The 19,477-nt window shown below is 71.7% G+C and carries 18 protein-coding genes and 1 pseudogene; 9 read left to right on the top strand and 10 right to left on the bottom strand.

What is annotated here, in order from left to right; genetic code table 11:
• Together G6R24_RS24460 and G6R24_RS22130 are read left to right on the top strand one after the other, a co-directional pair.
• On the top strand, positions 1 to 1,290 hold a 1,290-nt coding region (locus tag G6R24_RS24460), incomplete at its 5' end, for a hypothetical protein (RefSeq protein ID WP_163548623.1).
• A gap of 66 nt (positions 1,291 to 1,356) precedes the next feature.
• A pseudogene (locus G6R24_RS22130) lies at positions 1,357 to 2,067 on the top strand (sensor histidine kinase); the annotation flags it as partial.
• A 198-nt stretch (positions 2,068 to 2,265) separates the two neighbouring features.
• Here G6R24_RS22130 and G6R24_RS22125 read toward each other — a convergent pair.
• The 5 genes from G6R24_RS22125 to G6R24_RS08525 form a co-directional block, all read right to left on the bottom strand.
• Complete coding sequence (locus tag G6R24_RS22125) at positions 2,266 to 2,469, bottom strand: hypothetical protein (RefSeq protein WP_225438288.1); 204 nt, start codon at positions 2,467 to 2,469, stop codon at positions 2,266 to 2,268.
• Between the two features lie 162 nt (positions 2,470 to 2,631).
• The gene (locus G6R24_RS08540) at positions 2,632 to 3,051 is read right to left on the bottom strand and encodes a pyridoxamine 5'-phosphate oxidase family protein (RefSeq protein WP_163548622.1); all 420 of its coding nucleotides are present in this window, start codon (positions 3,049 to 3,051) and stop codon (positions 2,632 to 2,634) included.
• Complete coding sequence (locus G6R24_RS08535; RefSeq protein WP_225438287.1) at positions 3,048 to 3,863, bottom strand: carbon-nitrogen family hydrolase; 816 nt, start codon at positions 3,861 to 3,863, stop codon at positions 3,048 to 3,050. The genes G6R24_RS08540 and G6R24_RS08535 overlap by 4 nt, the downstream gene beginning before the upstream one ends.
• Complete coding sequence (locus tag G6R24_RS08530; protein ID WP_163548621.1) at positions 3,853 to 4,566, bottom strand: MBL fold metallo-hydrolase; 714 nt, start codon at positions 4,564 to 4,566, stop codon at positions 3,853 to 3,855. Before G6R24_RS08530 ends, G6R24_RS08535 begins: the two co-directional genes overlap by 11 nt.
• 9 nt (positions 4,567 to 4,575) lie before the next feature.
• Positions 4,576 to 5,553, bottom strand: a complete 978-nt coding sequence (locus G6R24_RS08525; RefSeq protein WP_163548620.1) for a CE1 family esterase — start codon at positions 5,551 to 5,553, stop codon at positions 4,576 to 4,578.
• A 345-nt stretch (positions 5,554 to 5,898) separates the two neighbouring features.
• Between G6R24_RS08525 and G6R24_RS08520 the strand changes: the two genes are divergently transcribed.
• A complete protein-coding gene (locus tag G6R24_RS08520; protein ID WP_163548624.1) occupies positions 5,899 to 7,587 on the top strand; it encodes an NAD(P)/FAD-dependent oxidoreductase in 1,689 nt (562 codons plus the stop codon).
• A 114-nt stretch (positions 7,588 to 7,701) separates the two neighbouring features.
• Positions 7,702 to 9,192, top strand: coding sequence for an ATP-binding protein (locus tag G6R24_RS08515; RefSeq protein ID WP_163548619.1), 1,491 nt, complete (start codon positions 7,702 to 7,704; stop codon positions 9,190 to 9,192).
• Here the strand turns inward: G6R24_RS08515 and G6R24_RS08510 are convergent.
• Complete coding sequence (locus G6R24_RS08510; protein ID WP_163548618.1) at positions 9,176 to 9,955, bottom strand: SDR family oxidoreductase; 780 nt, start codon at positions 9,953 to 9,955, stop codon at positions 9,176 to 9,178. The two genes, G6R24_RS08515 and G6R24_RS08510, sit on opposite strands and share 17 nt — an antisense overlap.
• 214 nt (positions 9,956 to 10,169) lie before the next feature.
• Here G6R24_RS08510 and G6R24_RS08505 point away from each other — a divergent pair, with 214 nt between their 5' ends.
• The 3 genes from G6R24_RS08505 (at position 10,170) to G6R24_RS08495 (ending at position 14,741) form a co-directional block, all read left to right on the top strand.
• On the top strand, positions 10,170 to 12,629 hold the full coding sequence (locus tag G6R24_RS08505; protein WP_163548617.1) for a sensor domain-containing protein: 2,460 nt from the start codon (positions 10,170 to 10,172) through the stop codon (positions 12,627 to 12,629).
• 218 nt (positions 12,630 to 12,847) lie between these two features.
• Positions 12,848 to 13,162, top strand: coding sequence for a hypothetical protein (locus tag G6R24_RS08500; protein ID WP_163548611.1), 315 nt, complete (start codon positions 12,848 to 12,850; stop codon positions 13,160 to 13,162).
• A 79-nt stretch (positions 13,163 to 13,241) separates the two neighbouring features.
• Positions 13,242 to 14,741, top strand: a complete 1,500-nt coding sequence (locus tag G6R24_RS08495) for a class I adenylate-forming enzyme family protein (protein WP_163548610.1) — start codon at positions 13,242 to 13,244, stop codon at positions 14,739 to 14,741.
• Between the two features lie 162 nt (positions 14,742 to 14,903).
• Here the strand turns inward: G6R24_RS08495 and G6R24_RS24455 are convergent, their stop codons facing one another.
• The 4 genes from G6R24_RS24455 to G6R24_RS08480 form a co-directional block, all read right to left on the bottom strand.
• Complete coding sequence (locus G6R24_RS24455) at positions 14,904 to 15,512, bottom strand: Na+/H+ antiporter NhaA (protein WP_225438286.1); 609 nt, start codon at positions 15,510 to 15,512, stop codon at positions 14,904 to 14,906.
• A 14-nt stretch (positions 15,513 to 15,526) separates the two neighbouring features.
• Positions 15,527 to 16,063, bottom strand: a complete 537-nt coding sequence (locus tag G6R24_RS24450; RefSeq protein WP_225438285.1) for a Na+/H+ antiporter NhaA — start codon at positions 16,061 to 16,063, stop codon at positions 15,527 to 15,529.
• Positions 16,064 to 16,085: 22 nt separating this feature from the next.
• A complete protein-coding gene (locus G6R24_RS21635; RefSeq protein ID WP_175084623.1) occupies positions 16,086 to 16,400 on the bottom strand; it encodes a hypothetical protein in 315 nt (104 codons plus the stop codon).
• A gap of 132 nt (positions 16,401 to 16,532) precedes the next feature.
• Complete coding sequence (locus tag G6R24_RS08480; protein WP_163548609.1) at positions 16,533 to 16,973, bottom strand: hypothetical protein; 441 nt, start codon at positions 16,971 to 16,973, stop codon at positions 16,533 to 16,535.
• 196 nt (positions 16,974 to 17,169) lie between these two features.
• Here G6R24_RS08480 and G6R24_RS08475 point away from each other — a divergent pair, with 196 nt between their 5' ends.
• Both G6R24_RS08475 and G6R24_RS24445 read left to right on the top strand, forming a co-directional pair.
• On the top strand, positions 17,170 to 18,930 hold the full coding sequence (locus G6R24_RS08475) for an MDR family MFS transporter (RefSeq protein ID WP_175087801.1): 1,761 nt from the start codon (positions 17,170 to 17,172) through the stop codon (positions 18,928 to 18,930).
• Positions 18,917 to 19,306, top strand: coding sequence for a hypothetical protein (locus G6R24_RS24445; protein WP_175087800.1), 390 nt, complete (start codon positions 18,917 to 18,919; stop codon positions 19,304 to 19,306). Before G6R24_RS08475 ends, G6R24_RS24445 begins: the two co-directional genes overlap by 14 nt.
• Positions 19,307 to 19,477: the final 171 nt, after the last annotated feature.

Here is a 19,477-nt window from a genome sequence, read left to right as displayed (position 1 = left end):
ACCTTTCCCAGCTCCACGGATTCCGCCGAGCCGGCCCCGCAACCAAGCCGGAAGAAGTCCCCGGGTGGCCCGGCGAAGCGGCCCCAGCTGCGCAAGCCGCTGCGGACGGCCCTGCTCACCCTGCACATCATCGTGAGCGTCGGCTGGAACGGCGTCGCGTTCTGCCAGCTGGTCCTCGCCAGCACCGCCGCGATCGATCCGGATCTGCGGCACCCGGCCTATGAACTGATGCACGTCATCGACCGGACCCTCGACATCCCGCTGGCGCTGCTCACCCTGATCACCGGTGTCGTGCTGTCGGTGAAGACCCGCTGGGGCCTGCTGCGGCACTGGTGGATCGTGGTGAAGCTGAGCATCACCGTGGTGGCCGTGATCAGCGGAGGGGCGGTGATCCGCACACTGATCGTCGCCTCCGTCAAGCACAGTGCCACCGCGGCGGCCGGCTATCCGGCCCAGACCGTGGCGCTGGTCGTCTGCGGCACGGTGATGAACCTGCTGTTCATCACCGCGACCGTGCTGTCGACCACGAAGCCATGGGGCCGCACCCCGCGTGGGCGCCGCGAGGCGCGGGCTCTCGCGGCGACGCCACGGCCGCAGCCCCCGAACCCCCACTCGCGTCCTCGGTGCTGCCAGCAGCGTCCTGACGGCCGCCGCGGCCAGGCCAGGCCGGGCCCCGACCCCCGGCCAACGGGCAGCCGGGCAGCCGGGCAGCCGGGCAGCCGGGCAGCCGGGCGACGATCAGTGCCGACCAGGCACGCGGCCGATGTCGGCGTCGGACAGGGCGCGGATCGCGAGGCGGTCGGCGAAACGCTCGATGATCGCCCCGACCGGCCAGCGCTCCACCTCGGCGATCAGGCGCGTGGCCTCCGCCTCCGCGTCGGCGGCCGGCCACCCCTGCGCGTCGAGACTGTGGCACAGCGCGTCGCGATAGTCGTCTTCGGTGATTCCGGGCAGATGGCGCACCATGGCCGTGGTGGTGCCGTAGTGCGAGCCAAGACCGACGAAGACCCGGCCGCACTCGCATCGCCCGTGCGGACGGTCCAGATGCAGATCGCAGAATGCACGCAGGGTGACGAGCTCGCCTTCCACCGCCCAGTGGAAATCGTCGACGCGCAGGCCCTACCCGTACGCCGTGGCCGTGAGAAGTTTCATGACCGCAAGCTCCTCGTGGTCGCCCGACCGCTTCCGGATGGGAAGCGGATGCCCTGCGGGTCTACGAGAAGACAATCATCCCCCACCGACAAAGTCTCGAACTACCCACGATCGCGGTACTCTCGGGCCACCTCGTGAGCGGCCCTCCAGAGGACGGGCGGATAATAGCCCGGTTGAGCGGGAGCGACGGGAGGATCACTTTACGTGACCATCTCGCACCCCACCCCGAGAGTGCGTGAACGGGCCTGGCTCGTCGCCGACGCGGTGACCTGGCGTGGGCTGCTCCACCTGCTGCTGAACCTGCCGTTGTCGCTGGTCGGGTTCGTTGTCGTGACCGTGGTGATCTCCCTCGGTGTGGGCCTGGCCGTCACGGTTGTCGGCATTCCGGTGCTGGTCGCGGGGCTGCGGATCTGCCGGGCGTTCGGCTCGCTGGAGCGGGCCAGGGCGCGCCGTCTGCTGGGCCTGCGCATCCCTACCCCTTCCCACCCCCCGTCCCGGCGTCCCGGCCAGCGCGGGCCGGGGCTTGCCACGCTGGGCGACCCGGTCGCCTGGCGGGAGGCGCTGTTCCTGTTCATCCGGCTGCCGTGGGGCATCCTGAGTTTCGTGGCGGCGCTGCTGCTGCTCACGGTCGCCTGGGTGGTGCTGCCCGGGGCGACCCGGATGCTGGTGGCCGTCGACCGGGCGATGGTCACCGGTCTGCTCGCCCCGTCAGCGCGGGTGGAACAGCGGGTGCGCGAGGCCACGGCGAACCAGCGGGCGGCCCGGGACGCCGCCACCGACCTGCGGCGGATCGAACGCAACCTGCATGATGGGGCGCAGGCCCGGCTCGTCGCCCTGGCCATCGGCCTGGGCATGGCCAAGGAGATCCTCGCCGAGGATCCCCAGGCCGTGGCCGAGATGATCGCCGAGGCGCACGGCGAGGTGAAACTCGCCCTGGTCGAGCTGCGGGATCTGTCCCGCGGTATCAACCCGGCGATCCTCACCGACCGCGGCCTGCCCGCGGCGCTCGCCGCCCTCGCCGATCGCTGCACCGTCCCGACCCTGGTGACGGTGGAGCTGACCGCGAGGCCGGCCGCCGCGCTCGAGGGCATCATCTACTTCACCACCGCCGAGCTACTGACCAACATCAGCAAACACAGCCAGGCCACGGACGCCACTGTCGACCTGCACCGCGCCGATGACGGCTCGCTGCGGCTGCGGATCGGTGACGATGGCATCGGCGGCGCGGATCCGCGCGGCGGCAGCGGCCTGACCGGCCTCGGTGAGCGCATCGCCGGGATCGACGGGTCGATGACGGTCGACACCGACGGCGGTCACGGTCCGTTTCCCCTGGCAGGACGCCCCGGAGGAGCCGGCTCGCTGAGGGCCGACCCGGACTACTGCCCGTCGGTGGCCGCGGCGACCCGCGCCGTAGCCGGGCCACGTCCGCCGGCATCGGGCTCGGGCTCTGACGGCGAGCTCCGGCACCGGATCTCGCCGTCAGAGGCTGCCGAGTACCCGGGTGACCCGGATCTCCAGCACGACCCGCAGCGGGTTGACCCGCGGCTCGCGGTAACGCTGGGCGTAGCGGCGTTCGGCATCGGCGACGCTGTCCGGGTCGTCGCGCACGACGGCGAGCCCCTCCAGGGTCGACCACCGTCGTCCGTCGATCTGGCACAGTGCCACGACGGTGCCGGCCGCGGGACCGTCCGCGATGATCCGGGCCTTGCGGGACCGCCCGGAGGTGATCACCCGGGCGGTGGCCGTGGCCAGGTCAAGGGTGGCGCCGACCGCGACCACGTGCACCCCGCCGGCGGGACGCACGGTCGTCAGGCTGCACAGCTGCCGTTCCCGCCAGAACTCGGCGAACGCCGCGCCGCGGTCCGCCAGCACCCGCGGCCCGTCGAACCCGCCCGTCATCGCACGCCGACCGTCGGGGCGGCGAAGCCCAGGCGACGGTCGGCGAGCACCGGAAACGCGGCGCGCACCGTGGCCGGACCATCCCGGTCGAGGGTGGCCACCACCGTCCCCGGTGCGGCGTCGCCCTCGGCGAGCACTGTTCCCCACGCGTCGATGACCAGGCTGGTACCCGCCAGCTCCCGGCCGGCGTGGCGGCCCGCCAGGTTGCAGGCGACGAGCTGCGTCTGGTTCTCGATCGCCCGGGCCCGGGCGAGGACCCGCCAGTGTTCGACGCGGGCCGCGGGCCACGCGGACACCACCGCGACCAGCTCGGCACCGTCGTCGGCCAGCTGCCGGAAGAGTTCGGGGAAACGCAGGTCGTAGCAGGTGGCCAGACCGATCCGGCCGAGCTCGGTCGACACCGCGCGCACGTCCGTGCCCGGGGTCAGCAGCCGGGTCTCCGCCCCGTCATGGCCGAACAGATGAACCTTGCGATAGGTGTGCAGGATGTCCCCGCCGGGGCCGACGAGCACCGCGGTGTTGTGCAGCGCACCGTCGTCGGCCCGTTCGACCAGGCTGCCCGCGACCAGGTGGAAACCGCGTTCCCGGGCGACCTCGCGCAACGCGGTCAGCGTCGGGCCGGTCAGCGGCTCGGCCTGCGCGTCGTAGTCGGCGACGTGGAAGAACCCGGTGGCCCACAGTTCGGGCAGCACCACCAGGTCCGCCTCGACCCGGCGCAGCTCGGCGAGCACCCGGCGCACCCGGTCGGCGGCGCTCTCCTCGTCCGGGCAGGCCAGCTGCAGGCAGACGACCCGCACCGGGTCAGCCGACACCGAGCATGGCCTTCCACTGCTGGGCGCTGGACGGGCGGAACACGTGGTTCATCCGCTTGACGACCGGCAGGTCCTCGGACGACTTCGGCGAGTACTGGTGGCCGGGAAAGACCGTGGTGGCGTCGGGCAGCGCCGCGAGGCGACGCAGACTGTCGTACATCAGGCCGGCATCGCCACCGGGCAGGTCCATCCGGCCGCAGCCCTCCAGGAACAGGGTGTCGCCGGCGACGAGCCGGTTGTCGACCAGGAAGCACTGGCTGCCCGGGGTGTGCCCGGGGGTGTGCAGCAGGGTGATCGGAATGCGCCCGACCATGACCACGTCGGAGTCGTCATGGTCGACGAGGTCGGACGCGGCGACACCGGTGGACGTGCGGATCCATTCGGACTCGGCCCGGTTGACGTGGATCGGCACGTTCTGCTGGGCCAGCAGCGCCCGAATGCCCTCGATCTCCAGCCCGAAGGCGGAACCACCGACATGGTCGGCGTGGTAGTGGGTCACCAGCGCCCCGGTGAGCCGCATATCGTCGGCGGCCAGCACGTCAAGCAGGTCGTTCACCCGGTAGGCCGGGTCAACGACGATCGCCTCGCCCGTCTCCCGATCACCGACCAGATACACGAAGTTGACCATCTGGGTGCCGGCCGGGTCGCCCACGGCGAAATCCCGACCGGACAGCAACTGGCGAAAGTACAGGCGCTCGGTCATTGTCTCAGCCTACGAAGCGAGCCGGTGCGCGGCGAAGAAGTCCAGGATCGCGCCCGTGGCGTCGAAGGTGCGGCCCGCCTTGGACGTCGCCCGGTCGCGGCGCGCCTCGGGGCTCGACGGCCAGAAATGGGTGCCGCCGATCACCGTGTCCAGCCGGACCTCACCGCCCCCGGCACAGCCGGTGTAGCGCAGGGCGACGACACCGACGATCGGATGCGACGACTCGGGCCGCGGATCGCAGCGGTAGCGACCGGCGTAGCCGCGGATGACGGCCAGTGCCGCGGGCACCGGCGCGGGGGCACCCACCACCCGGCCACCGGCGTAGGGAACCGACGGATCGGCGGTTCCGTGCACGGCCATCGTCGCCGGTGCCCGGCCGTCGGGGCAGACCACGGCGAAGGTGGACGACACCATCGCCACGGCGGCGAACCGGGGCGAGGCGCAGACCAGCGCCGCGGCGAACTCGGCGCCGTTGGAGTGCCCGGTGGCGTAGATCCGCGCCGCGTCCAGGCAGTAGTGCCCCGCGAGGTCGGTCAGCAGCGCATCGACGAAGCCGAGGTCGTCCGCCGCGGTCGGACTCCCCGGGGTGTTCCAGCGCGACGGTGTGCCCAGCGCGTCCGGCGTCACCACGAAATACTCCCGGCCGGCACCGATCGCACCCATTCTCGACCGCTGTTCCTCCAACCCGCTGTCGGCTTTGAAACCATGAAAGTCAACGACGACGGGATAGGTCTGACGAGCGTTGTAGAAATGCGGCGGCGACAGGACGTAGTGCCGCCGTACCCCGTTGTGCACGAATATCCGCGACCCGCCGACCGGCGCTCGTTCGACCGTGGATGTGCAGGCTGGCGTACCCGACGGCCCGGGAAGCGCGGCGCTGACGGCATGAAGCAACCCGCTGTCGGGTGATAGTCGCGCCGCCCGCGCCCGGCCATGCACAACGAGTGTGATCGTCAGCAGCAGGACGACCGCGACGGCAAGTGCCATCACGCTCCAGCCGGCTACTGCCCGTCGAATGCGCACCGGTTCATATTAGGAGGCGGCGAAGCATAAAAACCGGTTCTCGATGGACACCTGGCCGACACCGGCGGGCCCCGCCGGTTCCCGCTCGCCGAAGCGGCGCTCCGGTCGGCGCCCACCCACCCGGCCCAGAGAAACCGCGCCGCGTTGCCACACACCGGCCAGCCCGGCCGATACGCCCGATTAACCCGATTCATGCAGGTCGCACGGGCCGCGACGATGGCCTACTCGTCCTAGACTTTCCCTGCGCAGGCGTACGGAACGTCCGACCCATCCCGAGGGGCACCCATGACGACCGCACCGGCCACGAGCATGACGGAGGCGAGCGCCGCCGAACGAGCGCGCAGCCGCCCGGCGATCCTCACCGTCGATGACGACGTGAGCGTCTCCCGGGCCGTGGCCCGCGACCTGCGCCGCCAGTACGGCGAGCGCTACCGGATCGTGCGGGCCGAATCGGGCGAGCAGGCGCTCGACGCGCTACGCGAGATGAAACTGCGCGGTGACCGGGTCGCGGTGCTGCTCGCCGACTTCCGGATGCCAGGGATGAACGGCCTGGAGTTCCTCGAGCAGGCGATGGACCTGTTTCCCACGGCCCGCCGGGTGCTGCTGACCGCCTACGCCGACACGAACGCCGCGATCGACGCGATCAACGTCGTCGATCTCGACCACTACCTGCTCAAACCCTGGGACCCGCCGCAGGAGAAGCTGTACCCGGTCGTCGATGCTCTGCTGGAGGCATGGGCGGCCACCGATCACAGTCCGGTCGCCGAGACGCGGGTCGTCGGGCACCGCTGGTCGGCGCGCTCCTACGAGGTGCGTGACTTCCTGGCCCGCAACCAGGTTCCCTACCGCTGGTACCTGTGCGACGAGCCGGAGGCCACCCGGCTGCTCGCCGCGGCGCGGGCCTCGACGGACACGCTGCCCGTCGTCATCATCCCGGACGGCACGGCGCTCACCGACCCGAGCGACGGCGAACTGGCCGACCGGGTGGGCCTGAGCACCACCCCGGCCGAGGACTTCTACGACGTCGTCGTGATCGGCGGCGGCCCGGCGGGCCTCGGCTCGGCGGTGTACGCCGCCTCCGAGGGGCTGCGCACGGTGCTCGTCGAGCGGATGGCCACCGGCGGTCAGGCCGGGCAGAGCTCACGGATCGAGAACTATCTCGGCTTTCCGGACGGTGTGTCCGGCGCCCAGCTCACCGACCGGGCCCGCCGGCAGGCCGTCAAGTTCGGCGCCGAGGTGCTCACCACGCGGGACGCGGTGGCGCTGGCCGTCGAGGGTCCCGCCCGCACGGTGCGCTTCGGCGACGGGCAGGAGATCTCCGCCCACACGGTCGTGCTCGCCACCGGGGTGTCCTACCGGCAGCTGACTGCCCCGGGCCTGGCGGAGTTCACCGGCCGCGGGGTGTTCTACGGCTCGGCGCTGACCGAGGCTCCCTCGTGTTCCGGGCAGGACGTCTACATCGTCGGCGGAGCGAACTCGGCCGGGCAGGCGGCGATGCACTTCGCCCGGCACGCCCGGCGGGTCACCCTGACGGTGCGCGGCCCGTCCCTGGAAGCGTCGATGTCGCACTACCTCATCCAGCAGATCGCCGCGGTGGACACGATCACGGTGCGCCCCTGTACCGAGGTGATCGCGGCCGAGGGCGACGGCCACCTCGAGCGGCTCACCCTGCGCGACAACGCCACCGGCGAGACCGAGACCGTCGACTCCCAGTGGCTGTTCGTGTTCATCGGTGCCGCGCCGCGCACCGACTGGCTGGACGGCGTCCTCGCCCGGGACGCGGGCGGCTTCCTGCTCACCGGTCCGGACCTGATGGTCGACGGCAGCCGCCCGGCCGGCTGGACGCTGTCGCGCGACCCGTACCACCTGGAGACGTCCGTGCCCGGCGTGTTCGTCGCCGGTGATGCCCGGGCCGAGTCGGTGAAACGGGTGGCCTCCGCCGTCGGCGAAGGCGCGATGGCCATCGCCCTCGTGCACCGCTACCTCGCCGGCCACTGACCCTCAGGAAAGAACTGACCCTCAGGAAAGAACTGACCCTCAGGGAACAACTGACCCTCGCCGGCCACTGACACTCGGGAAACATCGGTCCTCGGGAGAACGGGAGAACGGGTCGTGACGAAGGTCCGGTGCGGTAAGGACGAGCTGCGCACACTGTTCCTGTTCGAGAAGCTCGACGATGACCAGCTCGACTGGCTGTGCGACCGAGGACGGGTCGAGGCGCTCGAACCGGGTCCGGTCTACGCCGAGGGTGAGCCGGCGACCTGCTTCTACGTGCTCGTCGAGGGTTCGGTGGTGCTGTCCACCCGGGTCGCCGGGGATGACGTGGAGGTGGTCCGCGCCGACCAGCCGGGGGTGTACGCCGGTGCCTGGCACGCCTACCTCGGCGACCGGATGCCGCAGCTGTACCAGAACTCGATGCGGGTCACCACGCCGAGCCGGCTGTTCGCCCTGGATGCCGCGGACGTCGCCGCGATGATGCGGGAGTGGTTCCCGATGGCCCTGCATCTGCTGGAGGGGCTGTTCTTCGGCATGCAGAGCACCCAGCAGGTCATCGGCCAGCGGGAGCGGCTGCTGGCGCTGGGGTCGCTGTCGGCGGGGCTGACCCATGAGCTGAACAACCCGGCCGCGGCCGCGGTACGCGCGACGGCGGCGCTGCGTGAACGGGTCGCCGGGATGCGCCACAAGCTGGGGATGATCGCGGCCGGGCCGTGGGAACGTCCGGAGCTGGAGTCGCTGATCCGGTTGCAGGAGGAGGCCGTCGAACGGGTCGCGAAGGCCCCGACGCTGACCCCGATGCAGACCGCCGACCGGGAGGACATCCTCGGCGACTGGCTGGACGAGCACGGCATCGACGACGCGTGGGACATCGCGCCGATCTTCGTGCAGGCCGGACTCGAACCCGACTGGCTTGACCATGTGGCGGACTCGGTGCCACCGGGGGTGGTCGCCGGCGCGGTGCGGTGGCTGACCTACACCATCGAAAGCGAACTGCTCATGCGGGAGATCGAGGACTCGACCACCCGGATCTCCTCGCTGGTCACGGCCGCCAAGCAGTACTCGCAGATGGACCGGGCGCCGTTCCAGACCGTCGACATCCACGAACTGCTCGAGAGCACACTCGTCATGCTCGGCCGCAAGATCGGCCCGGACGTGGACATCCGCCGCGACTACGACCGCTCGTTGCCCCCGCTCCCCGCCTACGCCGCCGAACTCAACCAGGTCTGGACGAACCTGATCGACAACGCGGCGTCGGCGATGGACCACCGGGGCGTCCTGACCGTGCGCACCTTCGCCGACCGGGACCGCGACCGCCTCGTCGTCGAGATCGGCGACTCGGGTCCCGGCATCGACCCGGCGATCCGGGGGCGGATCTTCGAGCCGTTCTTCACCACCAAGCCCGTGGGCGAGGGCACCGGGCTGGGCCTGGACATCTCGTGGCGGATCGTGGTGAACAAGCACCACGGTGACATCACCGTCGAGTCGGTTCCCGGTGACACCCGGTTCCAGGTCGGCCTGCCGCTCACCGTCGCGCGGCCCGACCCCGGGCCCGTCCCGCTGGCCGACTCCATCGCGCTGGCAGAGTCGGTCATGCCACCGGGCTGAGCCCGCCGTCGAAGTTGATCGCCGTGCCGGTGAGGTAGGCGGCGCGGGCGGAGACGAGGAAGGCCACCAGGTCGGCGAACTCCTCCGCACGCCCCACCCGGCCCAGCGGAATGTCGGAGTTGTGCCCCATCCGATGGTAGAGGTCCTCCACCCCGATCTTCTCCCGGGCGGCGGCCCGCTCCCACTGGCCGCTGCGCACCAGGCCGACGAGCACCGCGTTGACCCGCACGCCGTCCGGGCCGAACTCCTTCGACAGCGCCTTGGTCAGCGCGAGGCCGGCGGCCCGGGTCACCGACGTGGGTGTGGACCCGGCGCCAGGGGCCCGGGCGCCGATCGCCAGTGAGTTCACGATCGCCCCGCCGCCGGCTTCGCGCAGCAGCGGCAGCACCAGACGGCAGGCCCGGACCGCCGCGTACAGCTTGAGGTCCAGGTCGGCCTGCCACACCTCGTCCGAATGCTCCTCGAACGGTCCGGCGCTGCTGGCGCCGGCGTTGTTGACCAGGGCGTGCACCGCCCCGAAGCGGTCGGTGGCCGCGGCGACGAACCCGGCCAGTGCCCGCGGGTCGCGCACATCGGTGACCTGCCCGAACGCCTCCCCGGGGCCCCCGACGACCTGCTCCGCGACGGCGTGCAGGCGCGCCTCGTCACGTCCGCAGAAGGCCACCCGGGCGCCCTCGGCGACCAGGGTGCGCACGAGCGCCGCTCCCAGTCCGTCCGAACCACCGGTCACCAACACCACGCGCCCCGTCAGCTGCAGGTCCATCGCTGTTCGCCGTCCCTCATCGTCGTGCCGTCACCATCGTCGTGCCGTCCGCACCGGCAGGCTGTCGCGCCAGGACACCACCCCATCACACCTGTGCCCAGTTCAACGGCTGATGCCCAGTTCGGCGGCTGGTCACCGGCGGCGGCCCGCATGTGCCCGAGCCTGCCCGGGTATGCAGGTGTGGCGGTCCCGCGATCGGGGTTGGTGACAGGATGTGACTGAGGATCGGGTAGATCTCTTCGAACGCCTGAACATCGCAGTGGTGGCGACCGATCCACGGACCGGTCACATCCGACGTGCCAACCGAGCCGCCTGCGCCCTGCTCGGCCGGTCCGAGTCGAACCTTGTCGGGCTGCACTGGCAGGAGGTGACCGCGTCCGGCCAGGACGAGATCTGGCACGTTGGCGATCATCTGCCTCCGATGCCGGAGCTGAGCCTGCGATGGGTGGGTCGGCTGCTGCGCCCGGATCGCGGGGTGGTGCACGTGCTGGCCACCTACGCCCTGGTCCGGGGTGAGGATGGCGAGACCGAGCTGATCAGCCAGCTCCAGGACATCTCCCAGGAGATCGCCGCGAACAGTCGGCTACGGCTGATCCTCGACCACAGTCCGGTGTCACTGCTGCTCGTCGACCGCGACGGGATCGTGCATGCCAGCGAGGGTCTGATCGACGCGATGCCGCCGAATCCGCGGCACGGCCCCGGGGCGTCGGCGTTCGCGCTGTTCGCCGAACTGCCGGACGCCGTCGATCTGCTGCGGATCGCCCTCGCCGGTCAGCCGGCGCACGGCCTGGTGCGGGCTCCGGGGGGCGTCGTCGATCTGCACGCCATGCCGGTGTTCGAGCCGGACGGCGCCGTCGGCTATGTGACCTGTGTGGCCACCGACGTCACCAGGCACCAGCAGGCTCTGTCCGCGTTGCGGGTCCGGTCGGCGGAGCAGTCGCTGATCGCCGATCTTGGCCAGCAGGCCCTGGAATCGCTGGACGCGACGTCCATCTGGCCGCACACCGCGCGCATGCTCGCCGACCATCTACGGGCCGATTCCGTGGGCATCTACGAACTCGACGAGCACGGACGCCGCCTGAGCCCCCTGGCCACCGCCACCGCGACCACCGCCACGGCCGCCGCCGCCACGGCCGCGCCGGATGCCGGCCTCGAGCCCTCGACCATGATCGGCGATGATCCCCTGCCCGGGCATCGGCACAGTCTGACCGTCGTGGTCGGGCGGGGGGATCGGCCGCTGGCGGTCATCGAGATCGATCGCCGGCCGGACGCGCCACCGTTCTCCGCCCATGACCGGGAGTTCGTCCGCTCGTCCGGCTCGGTCCTCGGCGCCGCGGCGATGCGGCTGCGGATGGAGGCGGAGATCCGGCGGCGTTCGCTGCACGATCCGCTCACCGGGCTGCCCAACCGCGCCGCGCTGCTCGACCGGCTCGGCCGCGCGTTGCACCGCGCCCAGACCGACGGGACCAGCATCGGGGTGCTGTTCATCGACCTGGACGGTTTCAAGACCGTCAACGACACACTGGGTCATCAGGCGGGTGACGAGCTGCTGACGCTGACCGCCGCCCGACTCGTCCAGGCGGTGCGGCCCGCCGATGTCGTCGGTCGCCTCTCCGGCGACGAGTTCGCCGTGCTGTGTGAACGGGTCGGATCGACCGCCGAGCTCGAGGCGATCGGGGATCGACTGCTGACCGCGCTCGGTCGGCCCTGCGCGCTGCATGACCGGATGGTCACGGTGTCGGCGAGTGTGGGGATCGCGCTGTCCGAACCGGGCACGGTGGACGGCGACGATCTGCTCGGCGCGGCCGACCTCGCGATGTACACGGCGAAGCGGCTGGGTCCGGGGCGCCGGCTGACCTTCGACGAGTCGATGCGGGCCCGGCGCACGAGCAGGATCGACGAGGATGACGAGCTGCGCCGCGCCCTGAGCACCAACGAGTTGACCCTGCGCTACGAGCCGATCCGGGGTCGCGATGAACGGGTGGCGGGTGCCGTGGCCCTGCCGTTCTGGCGTCATCCCCGGCGCGGCCTGCTCGCGCCGGCGGACTTTCGCCCTGATCCCGAGCGGCACGGCCTGCGTGTCCCGCTGGACCGCTGGACCATCGGCCGGACCTGCCGGGCCGTCGCCCGCTGGGACGCCACGTCCCGCGCCGCCGGCCCACCCGTGCTGCTCACCGCGGTGTCCACCCGGGTGCTGCTGGAGCCGGAGTTCCTGGTGGAGCTGGCCGAGCTGCTCGCCACCACGGGCGCACCGGGCCGCTACCGCCTGTGTCTGGAGGTGTGCGAGCGACAGCTTGTCAACGACGGGGTGGCGGTGATGGCGATCCACGAGCGGCTGGCGCGCCTCGGGGTGGCGCTCAGCATCGCCGAGGGTGGGATGACCCAGGCGGTCGTCCTGTCCGCGGCCCGGTTCCCCGCCGATTACCTGCGGATCAGCCGGGCCTTCGTGGACGGGATCGAGACCAGCCCGGTGGGCCGTGCGGCGCTCGCCGCGATCATCCATTTCGCCCACGAGCTTGACGTCGACGCGATGGTGGCCGATGTGATGACACCGGGGCAGCTCGCCGCGCTGCGGACGCTGAGCTGCGATCTGATGGCCGGCCCCGCGGTGGGCCCACCCGCCGTCCGATTACTGCGGCTGCCGGGGCCCACCCCACCAGGCCCATCTGGGTAGCAATAATGGCACATTAGGTTACATTTTTCACCGAAGTGGGCCCATCTACTACGATGGGGTCATCACCGCGCACCCAGCGCGCCTCGCCATGCACGGCCCGGAAGCCGTCGTGTTGCGGCCACCGCAGCCGGTGGCACGTGCTCTGCCCCTGGCAGTAGAAACAGGGGAGCGTAGCTCCGCACCTGCCGGGGAACGCGCAACAAGGAGGTTGGAGAAACGTGAGTCTTGTCACCAAGCCGGGGGGCCGGTATCGCTCGGTCGTCGACGCGACCGAGATCATCGTGGTGAAGGCCGCCAAGAGCCCGATCGATCTGCGCTGTGGTGGCCACCCGGTCGTCGCGGTCGGCGACGAGGTACCCGGCGACCTCACCCTGGACTCGTCGTTCGCGACCGGTACCCCGCTGGGCAAGCGGTTCGCCGACCCGGATTCGGGCCTGGAACTGCTGTGCACCAAGGCCGGCGAGGGCTCGCTGTCCATCGGGACGACCCCGCTGCCCCTCAAGGACGCCAAGCCTCTTCCGTCCTCGGACTGACCCCGATCCCCGCTCGACCCGCACGCGGATCGCCCTGACCTCTGACCAGACCCTGACCTTTGACCGACGGAGTCGTCGCATGCACCTCGGGATGCTGCTCGAAATGGCCGCCGACGGGATGGCCGACCGGGTCGCCCTCGGCCCGAAGGCCTCTGGTGTCACCTTCGCCGAGCTGGCCCACCGGGCACGCCGCCTGGGTGCCGTGCTCGAGGCCGCGCCGGGCGAGCGGGTCGGCCTGATCGACCTGAACTCCCCGGCCGTTCCCCTGACCCTGTTCGGCGCGGCGATCGCGGGAAAGCCGTTCGTGCCGATCAACTACCGCCTGGCGGACCCCCAGCTGCGGGCCATCGTCGCCCGCACCGCCCCGGCCACGATCATCGTCGGTGACGGTGTCGCCGAACGGATCGGGCCGGTCGAGGGCATCGAGTACCTGAACCGGGCGGACGCGCTGGCCCTGGCCGAGAACCCGGAGGGCAAGGAGTCCGATGGTTGGGGCGGCGACGCCGACGACATCGCCGTTCTGCTGTTCACCAGCGGCACGACCGGCGAGCCCAAGGCCGCCGTCCTGCGCCACAGCAACCTGACCGAGTACATCATCACCACGGTCGAGTACTCCGGTTCCGGTGAGGACGAGGCCGCGATCGTCAGCGTGCCGCCGTACCACATCGCCGGTATCTCCGCGGTGCTGTCGTCGACCTACTCGGGGCGTCGGGTCTACCAGCTCGAGGCCTTCGAGCCGCGGGCCTGGGTCGAGGTGGTCCGCGCCGAGTCGATCACCCACGCGATGGTCGTCCCGACGATGCTCGGCCGCATCCTCGACATCATCGAGGCGGACGGTCAGGGCCTGCCCTCGATGCGCGCCCTGTCCTACGGCGGTGGGCCGATGCCGCTGCCGGTGATCGAGCGGGCCGTGGGCCTGTTGCCCAACGTCGGTTTCGTCAACGCCTACGGCCTGACCGAGACGTCCAGCACGATCGCGGTGCTCGGCCCGGACGACCACTCCGCCGCCTTCGCCAGCGACGATCCGGCGGTGCGGGCGCGGCTCGCCTCCGTCGGCCGGCCGTTGCCGTCGCTGGAGGTCTCGATCCGCGACGCGATCGGCGAGGCGGTGGCCCCCGGTGAGCGCGGTGAGATCTACGTGCGCGGCGGGCAGGTCTCCGGCGAGTACCTCGGCCGCGGCACCAGCCTCGACGCCGAGGGCTGGTTCCCCACCCGGGACGAGGGTCACCTCGACGAGGGCGGTTACCTGTTCGTCCACGGCCGACTCGACGACGTGATCGTGCGCGGCGGGGAGAACCTGTCCCCCGGTGAGATCGAGGCCGTCCTGCTCGAGCATCCCGCCGTGCGGGAGGCGGCCGTGGTCGGCATCCCCAGCAAGGAGTGGGGTGAGGGGGTCGCCGCCGCCGTCATCGTCTCCGGCGAGGTCACCGAGGACGAACTCAAGGCGCACGTGCGTGCCCGGCTGCGCTCCAGCCGGACCCCCGACCGCATCCAGTTCCGCGAGGAACTCCCGTTCAACGAGAGCGGCAAGCTCCTGCGCCGGGTCCTGCGCACCGAACTGTCGGAGGCCTTCGCCTGACCCGCGGCCAGCTGCCACACGGGTCACCGTGGGATGCCCGGGTTCCTCTCCCCCGCGGCGACCCGTGTGGCGCTGGTCGGCTCGAAGCCGTCCCGAGATCGCTGTCGGAAGTCGGCCCGAGGTCGGCCCGGCGGGGTGACGATCGCCGGTGCGGCGATGGGATCATCCGTCCAGGTCGGACGTGCTCAGCCGGCGGGCACGCAGGCGCAGGCGTAGCAGCAGGCTGGCGAGCAGCGCCGAGAGGACGGACGCGGCCAGCACCGCGATCTTCGCGTCGTCGGCGTGGGCGCTGCCGGCGCCGAAGGCGAGTTCGGACATCAGCAGCGCCACCGTGAAACCGATCCCGCCGAGCAGCCCGACGGCGACCACGTCCACCCAGCCGATCCCCACGCCCAGGGTGGCACCGGTGAACCGGGCGACCAGCAGGGTCGTCCCGGCGATGCCGACGACCTTGCCGACGACCAGCCCGACGAGGACGCCCAGGGCCACCCGGCCGGTCAGCGCGTCACCCAGCCCGGCGATCCCGCCGACGGTGACCCCCGCCGAGCAGAACGCGAACACCGGCACCGCCACCCCGGCGGACACCGGCCGCAGCCGCCGCTCGAGCCGCTGTGTGGCGGGACTGATCGGCACCGTGAAGGCAAGCAGCACCCCGGCGACGGTGGCATGCACTCCCGAGGCGTGCACACATCCCCAGGTCAGCAGGGCCAGCGGGAGCAGCAGCCACCAGCGGCCCGGCCAGCGGCGCACCACCACGGCGAACGTGGCCAACCCCAGCACCGCGATCAGCGCGGGGACGACATCCAGCCCGCCGGCTGCCCGCCGCCGCTGGGCAGGTTCACCGCCAGGTAGAGCAGGATCGGTCCGAGCACACCGCCGACGGCGGCCGCGACCGGCACCACCGCGGCCCGCGGATCACGCAGGTCACCGACGACGACCTCGCGTTTGAGCTCGAGTCCGGCGACGAAGAAGAACACCGCCAGCAACCCGTCGGACGCCCACTGCGCGAGCGACAGGTGCAGGTGCACCGCCACTCCCCCGAGTTCGGACGGACCGACCGCCGTTGCCACCAGCCGGTGGTAGGAATCCGACCAGGCCGAGTTCGCCCAGATCAGGGCGAGGACCGTCGCGGCGAGCAGCAGCGCCCCACCGACCGTCTCATCCCGAAGAATCCCCGCGACCTGCCGCGCCTGCGCCGGCAGTGGCCGCCGCTCCCCTGGCGCCCGTGAGGCACGGCCACGGGAGGCACGGGTGAGAAGATGACGGACGCGGCGGTGCGGCGTGGCCAGGATGGCTCCCGCATCCCGTGCGGACGCCCCCATCAGCCGACGTCCGCTGTCAAAACTACCTTCCCCGGCTGCCGCCCCCCACCCGCGCGATGGGCGCCGTCCGCGCCTCCGGGGCGTCTTCCACGCTCTTTCCCGTGGCGCTTTCCGCCTTGCGCGGCTCCGGTTGGGTAACAGAGAACGGCATGGCCAGGCCCTCTCGGTAGGCCTGACCATCCGGAGCATAACGGACGGGACGGGAGGTGGCGTCCGGCCCGAATCTGCGTAGGTCGCGCCGCTGATCCCGCCAGACGACAATGGCGGGCACCAGAAACATCGCCGCCAGAATCAGGGTGGCATAAAGAATTCTGTCCCAGGCAAATTCCGTGTTCATGGGCTGGTCCTTTGGTCCGGGTGGGTTCGTCCGGCGGACGGGGAGCTGAACTGGCCCGGGACGCACACAGCGCCCTGGGAACTCCGGCGCGCGCGGAGCGGATCGAACCTGCCGGCGCCGGCCGGCGTCAGCTCAGCCGAACGAAGGCGACAGCACCGACCGGCGCGCGCGGTACCCAGCCGGCGGACCACGGGCCGCCCAGCCACCCACCACGACGCGCCGGCGACCCGCCGCCCATGACCGCCGCCGCGACCGGCGCGACAACGCGAGCGTCAACCCCGCCACCGCGGCGGCCAGCGCGTATCCGACCGGCTGCCCCGCCGGCCACGGGGTCGCGGCGCGACCCCGTGCGTCCAGGCGCACCGCGGTCGCCTCCACCGACCGCACGGCCCCGACCACCGCGGCCACATCGGCACCGCCCCGCTGCGTGCCGGGCGCCGCCGCGACGCGCTCGCCGAAGCCAGGAGCCTGCTGCCGCGCGCCGGTGCCAGGCGGACCGCCCAGCAGGCCGATCAGGAGCAGAACGAAGGCCATCCCGATCGCGCCAGGGCGCCGATCGGTGCGGATGGGCATACCCGCAGGCTACCCAGGACCCTCGGCGGCCATTCGGTCACCACGAGATCGGCCAGGGCCCACGGCTACGGTCGGCGCCCAGCGGGCCGAACCGCACCGCTTGCGACGGGACAGGTTCATCGCCATGCTCCGACGGTGGGTTCCGCGGAACCGCGATCCCTGCGGACACCGCGTGGACAGGACGGAGGCCAGCGCCATGGCAGCAGGAGCGCGGGCGTCAACGGCCGACCCGTCCGGACCGGTCGAGCCGGTGGCCGGCGAGGACGAGTCGCGGCCGGTCCTGCCCCGCGCCCAGATCAACCTGATCTTCGGCACGATCATGCTGGGGATGCTGCTGGCGGCGCTCGACCAGACGATCGTCTCCACGGCGCTGCCGACGATCGTGGGCGATCTCGGCGGCGCCGGCCACATGAGCTGGGTGGTCACCTCCTACCTGTTGGCCGAGACGATCGCGACCGTCCTGTCCGGCAAGTTCGGGGACCAGTTCGGCCGCAAACGGGTGTTCCAGCTCAGCGTCGTGGTCTTCATCGTCGGATCGTTCTTCTGCGGCCTGGCGCACACCATGACCGTCCTGATCGTGGCCCGCTCGGTGCAGGGGCTGGGCGCCGGCGGCATCACCGTGACCGCCACCGCGCTGATCGGCGACGTGATCCCGCTGCGGGAACGCGGCAGGTACCAGGGCGCTCTCGGCGCGGTCTTCGGTGTCACCACGGTGATCGGGCCGCTGCTCGGCGGTCTGTTCACCGATCATCTGTCGTGGCGTTGGGCGTTCTACGTGAACGTGCCGCTGGCGATCGTCGTGGTGGCGCTGGCCGCCCGCACGATCCCCGGCCGGGCCGCGGCGGCCCTGGGCCGCCGGGCGCGGGTGGACTACCTGGGCGTGCTGTTCGTCGCGCTCGGCGCCAGCGGGCTGACGCTGGCCACCTCCTGGGGTGGGACCCAGTACGCCTGGGGCTCCGCGACGATCATCGGACTGTTCGCCGGGTCCGTCGTGGCGCTGGCCGCCTTCGTCGTGGTGGAGAGCCGGGCCGCGGAGCCGATCCTGCCGTTGCGCCTGTTCCGCAGCCGGGTCTTCTCGACCGCGTCGGTGCTCAGTTTCATCGTCGGGTTCGCGATGTTCGGGTCGCTGACCTTCCTGCCGTCCTACCTGCAGTACGTGACCGGCGCGTCGGCGACGATGTCCGGGGTGCGGACCCTGCCGATGGTGCTCGGTCTGCTGGCCACCGCCGTCGGCTCCGGCCAGGAGGTGGGAACCACCGGCCGTTACCGGCCGTTCCCGATCGTCGGGATGGCGGTGACGGCGGTCGCGCTGTGGTTGCTGTCCCGCATGGACGAGCACACCTCGATCCTCGTGCAGTCCCTGTCGATGCTGCTGCTCGGCGCCGGTATCGGCCTGGTCATGCAGATCCTGACGATCGTCGTGCAGAGCACGGTGGACTATCACGATCTGGGTGCGGCGACGTCCGGCGTGACGTTCTTCCGGTCGCTGGGTGGCTCGTTCGGCGCGTCCATCATGGGCGCGGTCTACACCAACACACTGGCGGACGTCCTGCCCGGGGCGCTGGCGCGGGCGAAGGTGTCACCGTCGGCGGTGACGAACCCAACCGGCGTGCACAGCCTGCCGGCCGCGGCCCGCGCACCGGTGATCGACGCCTACGCGCAGTCGGTGCACACGGTGTTCCTGTGGGCGGTACCGGTCGCCGTCGTCGGCCTGCTGGTCGCCCTCGCCCTCCCCCAGGTGGCCCTGCGCGGGACGGCCCGCACCACCGTGCGTGGCACCGGCGAGGGCTTCGCCATGCCGGCGAACCGAACGTCCGACGCCGAACTGGAAACGCGGGTCGCCACCCTGCTCCGCCAGCGGGACCGGGCCGCCAGCCGCGAGGTCATCGCCCGTTCCGGCGTCACTGTCGATCTCCCGACCCTGTGGGCGGGCGCTGCTCGGCGTGCACCTGCGTGACCGCCTGCTCGACCAGCCGACCAGCCCCGCCACCATCGAGGACAACCACCGGCTCCCGCACGGCGTGCTGCGCTCCTTCTACGACGAGGTGATCGCCGGCGGCCATCTCGCCCGCGACGGCGAACGTCTGTACCTGACCGACCGCGGGCACACCGTCGTCACCGCCCTGGGCGACACCTGGACCGAATGGCTGCTCGAGCGGCTGGCCGACGACGAGGCCGACCGCGCCCAGCTCGACCCCCGCATCCGCCCCGTCCTCGCCCGGATCTCCCGCCGACTCCTGCTCGAACAGCAGTCCGACCTCTCCCCGACCACCGCCGCCCCCGCCAGCCTGACCCCCGCTGGCAGCGGCGACGGCGGCTCCGACCCGAGCTGAGGGGGCCAGCGGAAAGCATCCGATCGCTGGTCGCGAAACGTGCTGGTCAGGCCGTCAGCCCGGCCAGCACGACAGCCGTGGCGCGCCGCAGGCCCGACCCCGGCCCCGGGGGTTCCACGCGGGGCTCGGGGATGCTGACAGCCCCGCGTTCGTATAGGTCGCTGACCTGGT

The sequence above is a fragment of the Candidatus Frankia nodulisporulans genome (assembly GCF_902806475.1).
Classification (GTDB): Bacteria; Actinomycetota; Actinomycetes; order Frankiales; family Frankiaceae; genus Frankia; species Frankia umida.
Note: the sequence above shows the minus strand (reverse complement) of the source record. Positions and strands in the feature narration are given on the sequence as shown.

Bases quoted from the DNA above. Each gene is read 5' to 3' on its own strand.
- G6R24_RS08475 (WP_175087801.1), top strand. From the start codon at position 17,170: ATGGCAGCAGGAGCGCGGGCGTCAACGGCCGACCCGTCCGGACCGGTC.
- G6R24_RS08495 (WP_163548610.1), top strand. From the start codon at position 13,242: ATGCACCTCGGGATGCTGCTCGAAATGGCCGCCGACGGGATGGCCGAC.
- G6R24_RS08480 (WP_163548609.1), bottom strand. From the start codon at position 16,973: ATGCCCATCCGCACCGATCGGCGCCCTGGCGCGATCGGGATGGCCTTC.
- G6R24_RS08520 (WP_163548624.1), top strand. From the start codon at position 5,899: ATGACGGAGGCGAGCGCCGCCGAACGAGCGCGCAGCCGCCCGGCGATC.
- G6R24_RS08540 (WP_163548622.1), bottom strand. From the start codon at position 3,051: ATGACGGGCGGGTTCGACGGGCCGCGGGTGCTGGCGGACCGCGGCGCG.
- G6R24_RS08510 (WP_163548618.1), bottom strand. From the start codon at position 9,955: ATGGACCTGCAGCTGACGGGGCGCGTGGTGTTGGTGACCGGTGGTTCG.
- G6R24_RS21635 (WP_175084623.1), bottom strand. From the start codon at position 16,400: ATGAACACGGAATTTGCCTGGGACAGAATTCTTTATGCCACCCTGATT.
- G6R24_RS08525 (WP_163548620.1), bottom strand. From the start codon at position 5,553: ATGGCACTTGCCGTCGCGGTCGTCCTGCTGCTGACGATCACACTCGTT.
- G6R24_RS08530 (WP_163548621.1), bottom strand. From the start codon at position 4,566: ATGACCGAGCGCCTGTACTTTCGCCAGTTGCTGTCCGGTCGGGATTTC.
- G6R24_RS24450 (WP_225438285.1), bottom strand. From the start codon at position 16,063: ATGGGGGCGTCCGCACGGGATGCGGGAGCCATCCTGGCCACGCCGCAC.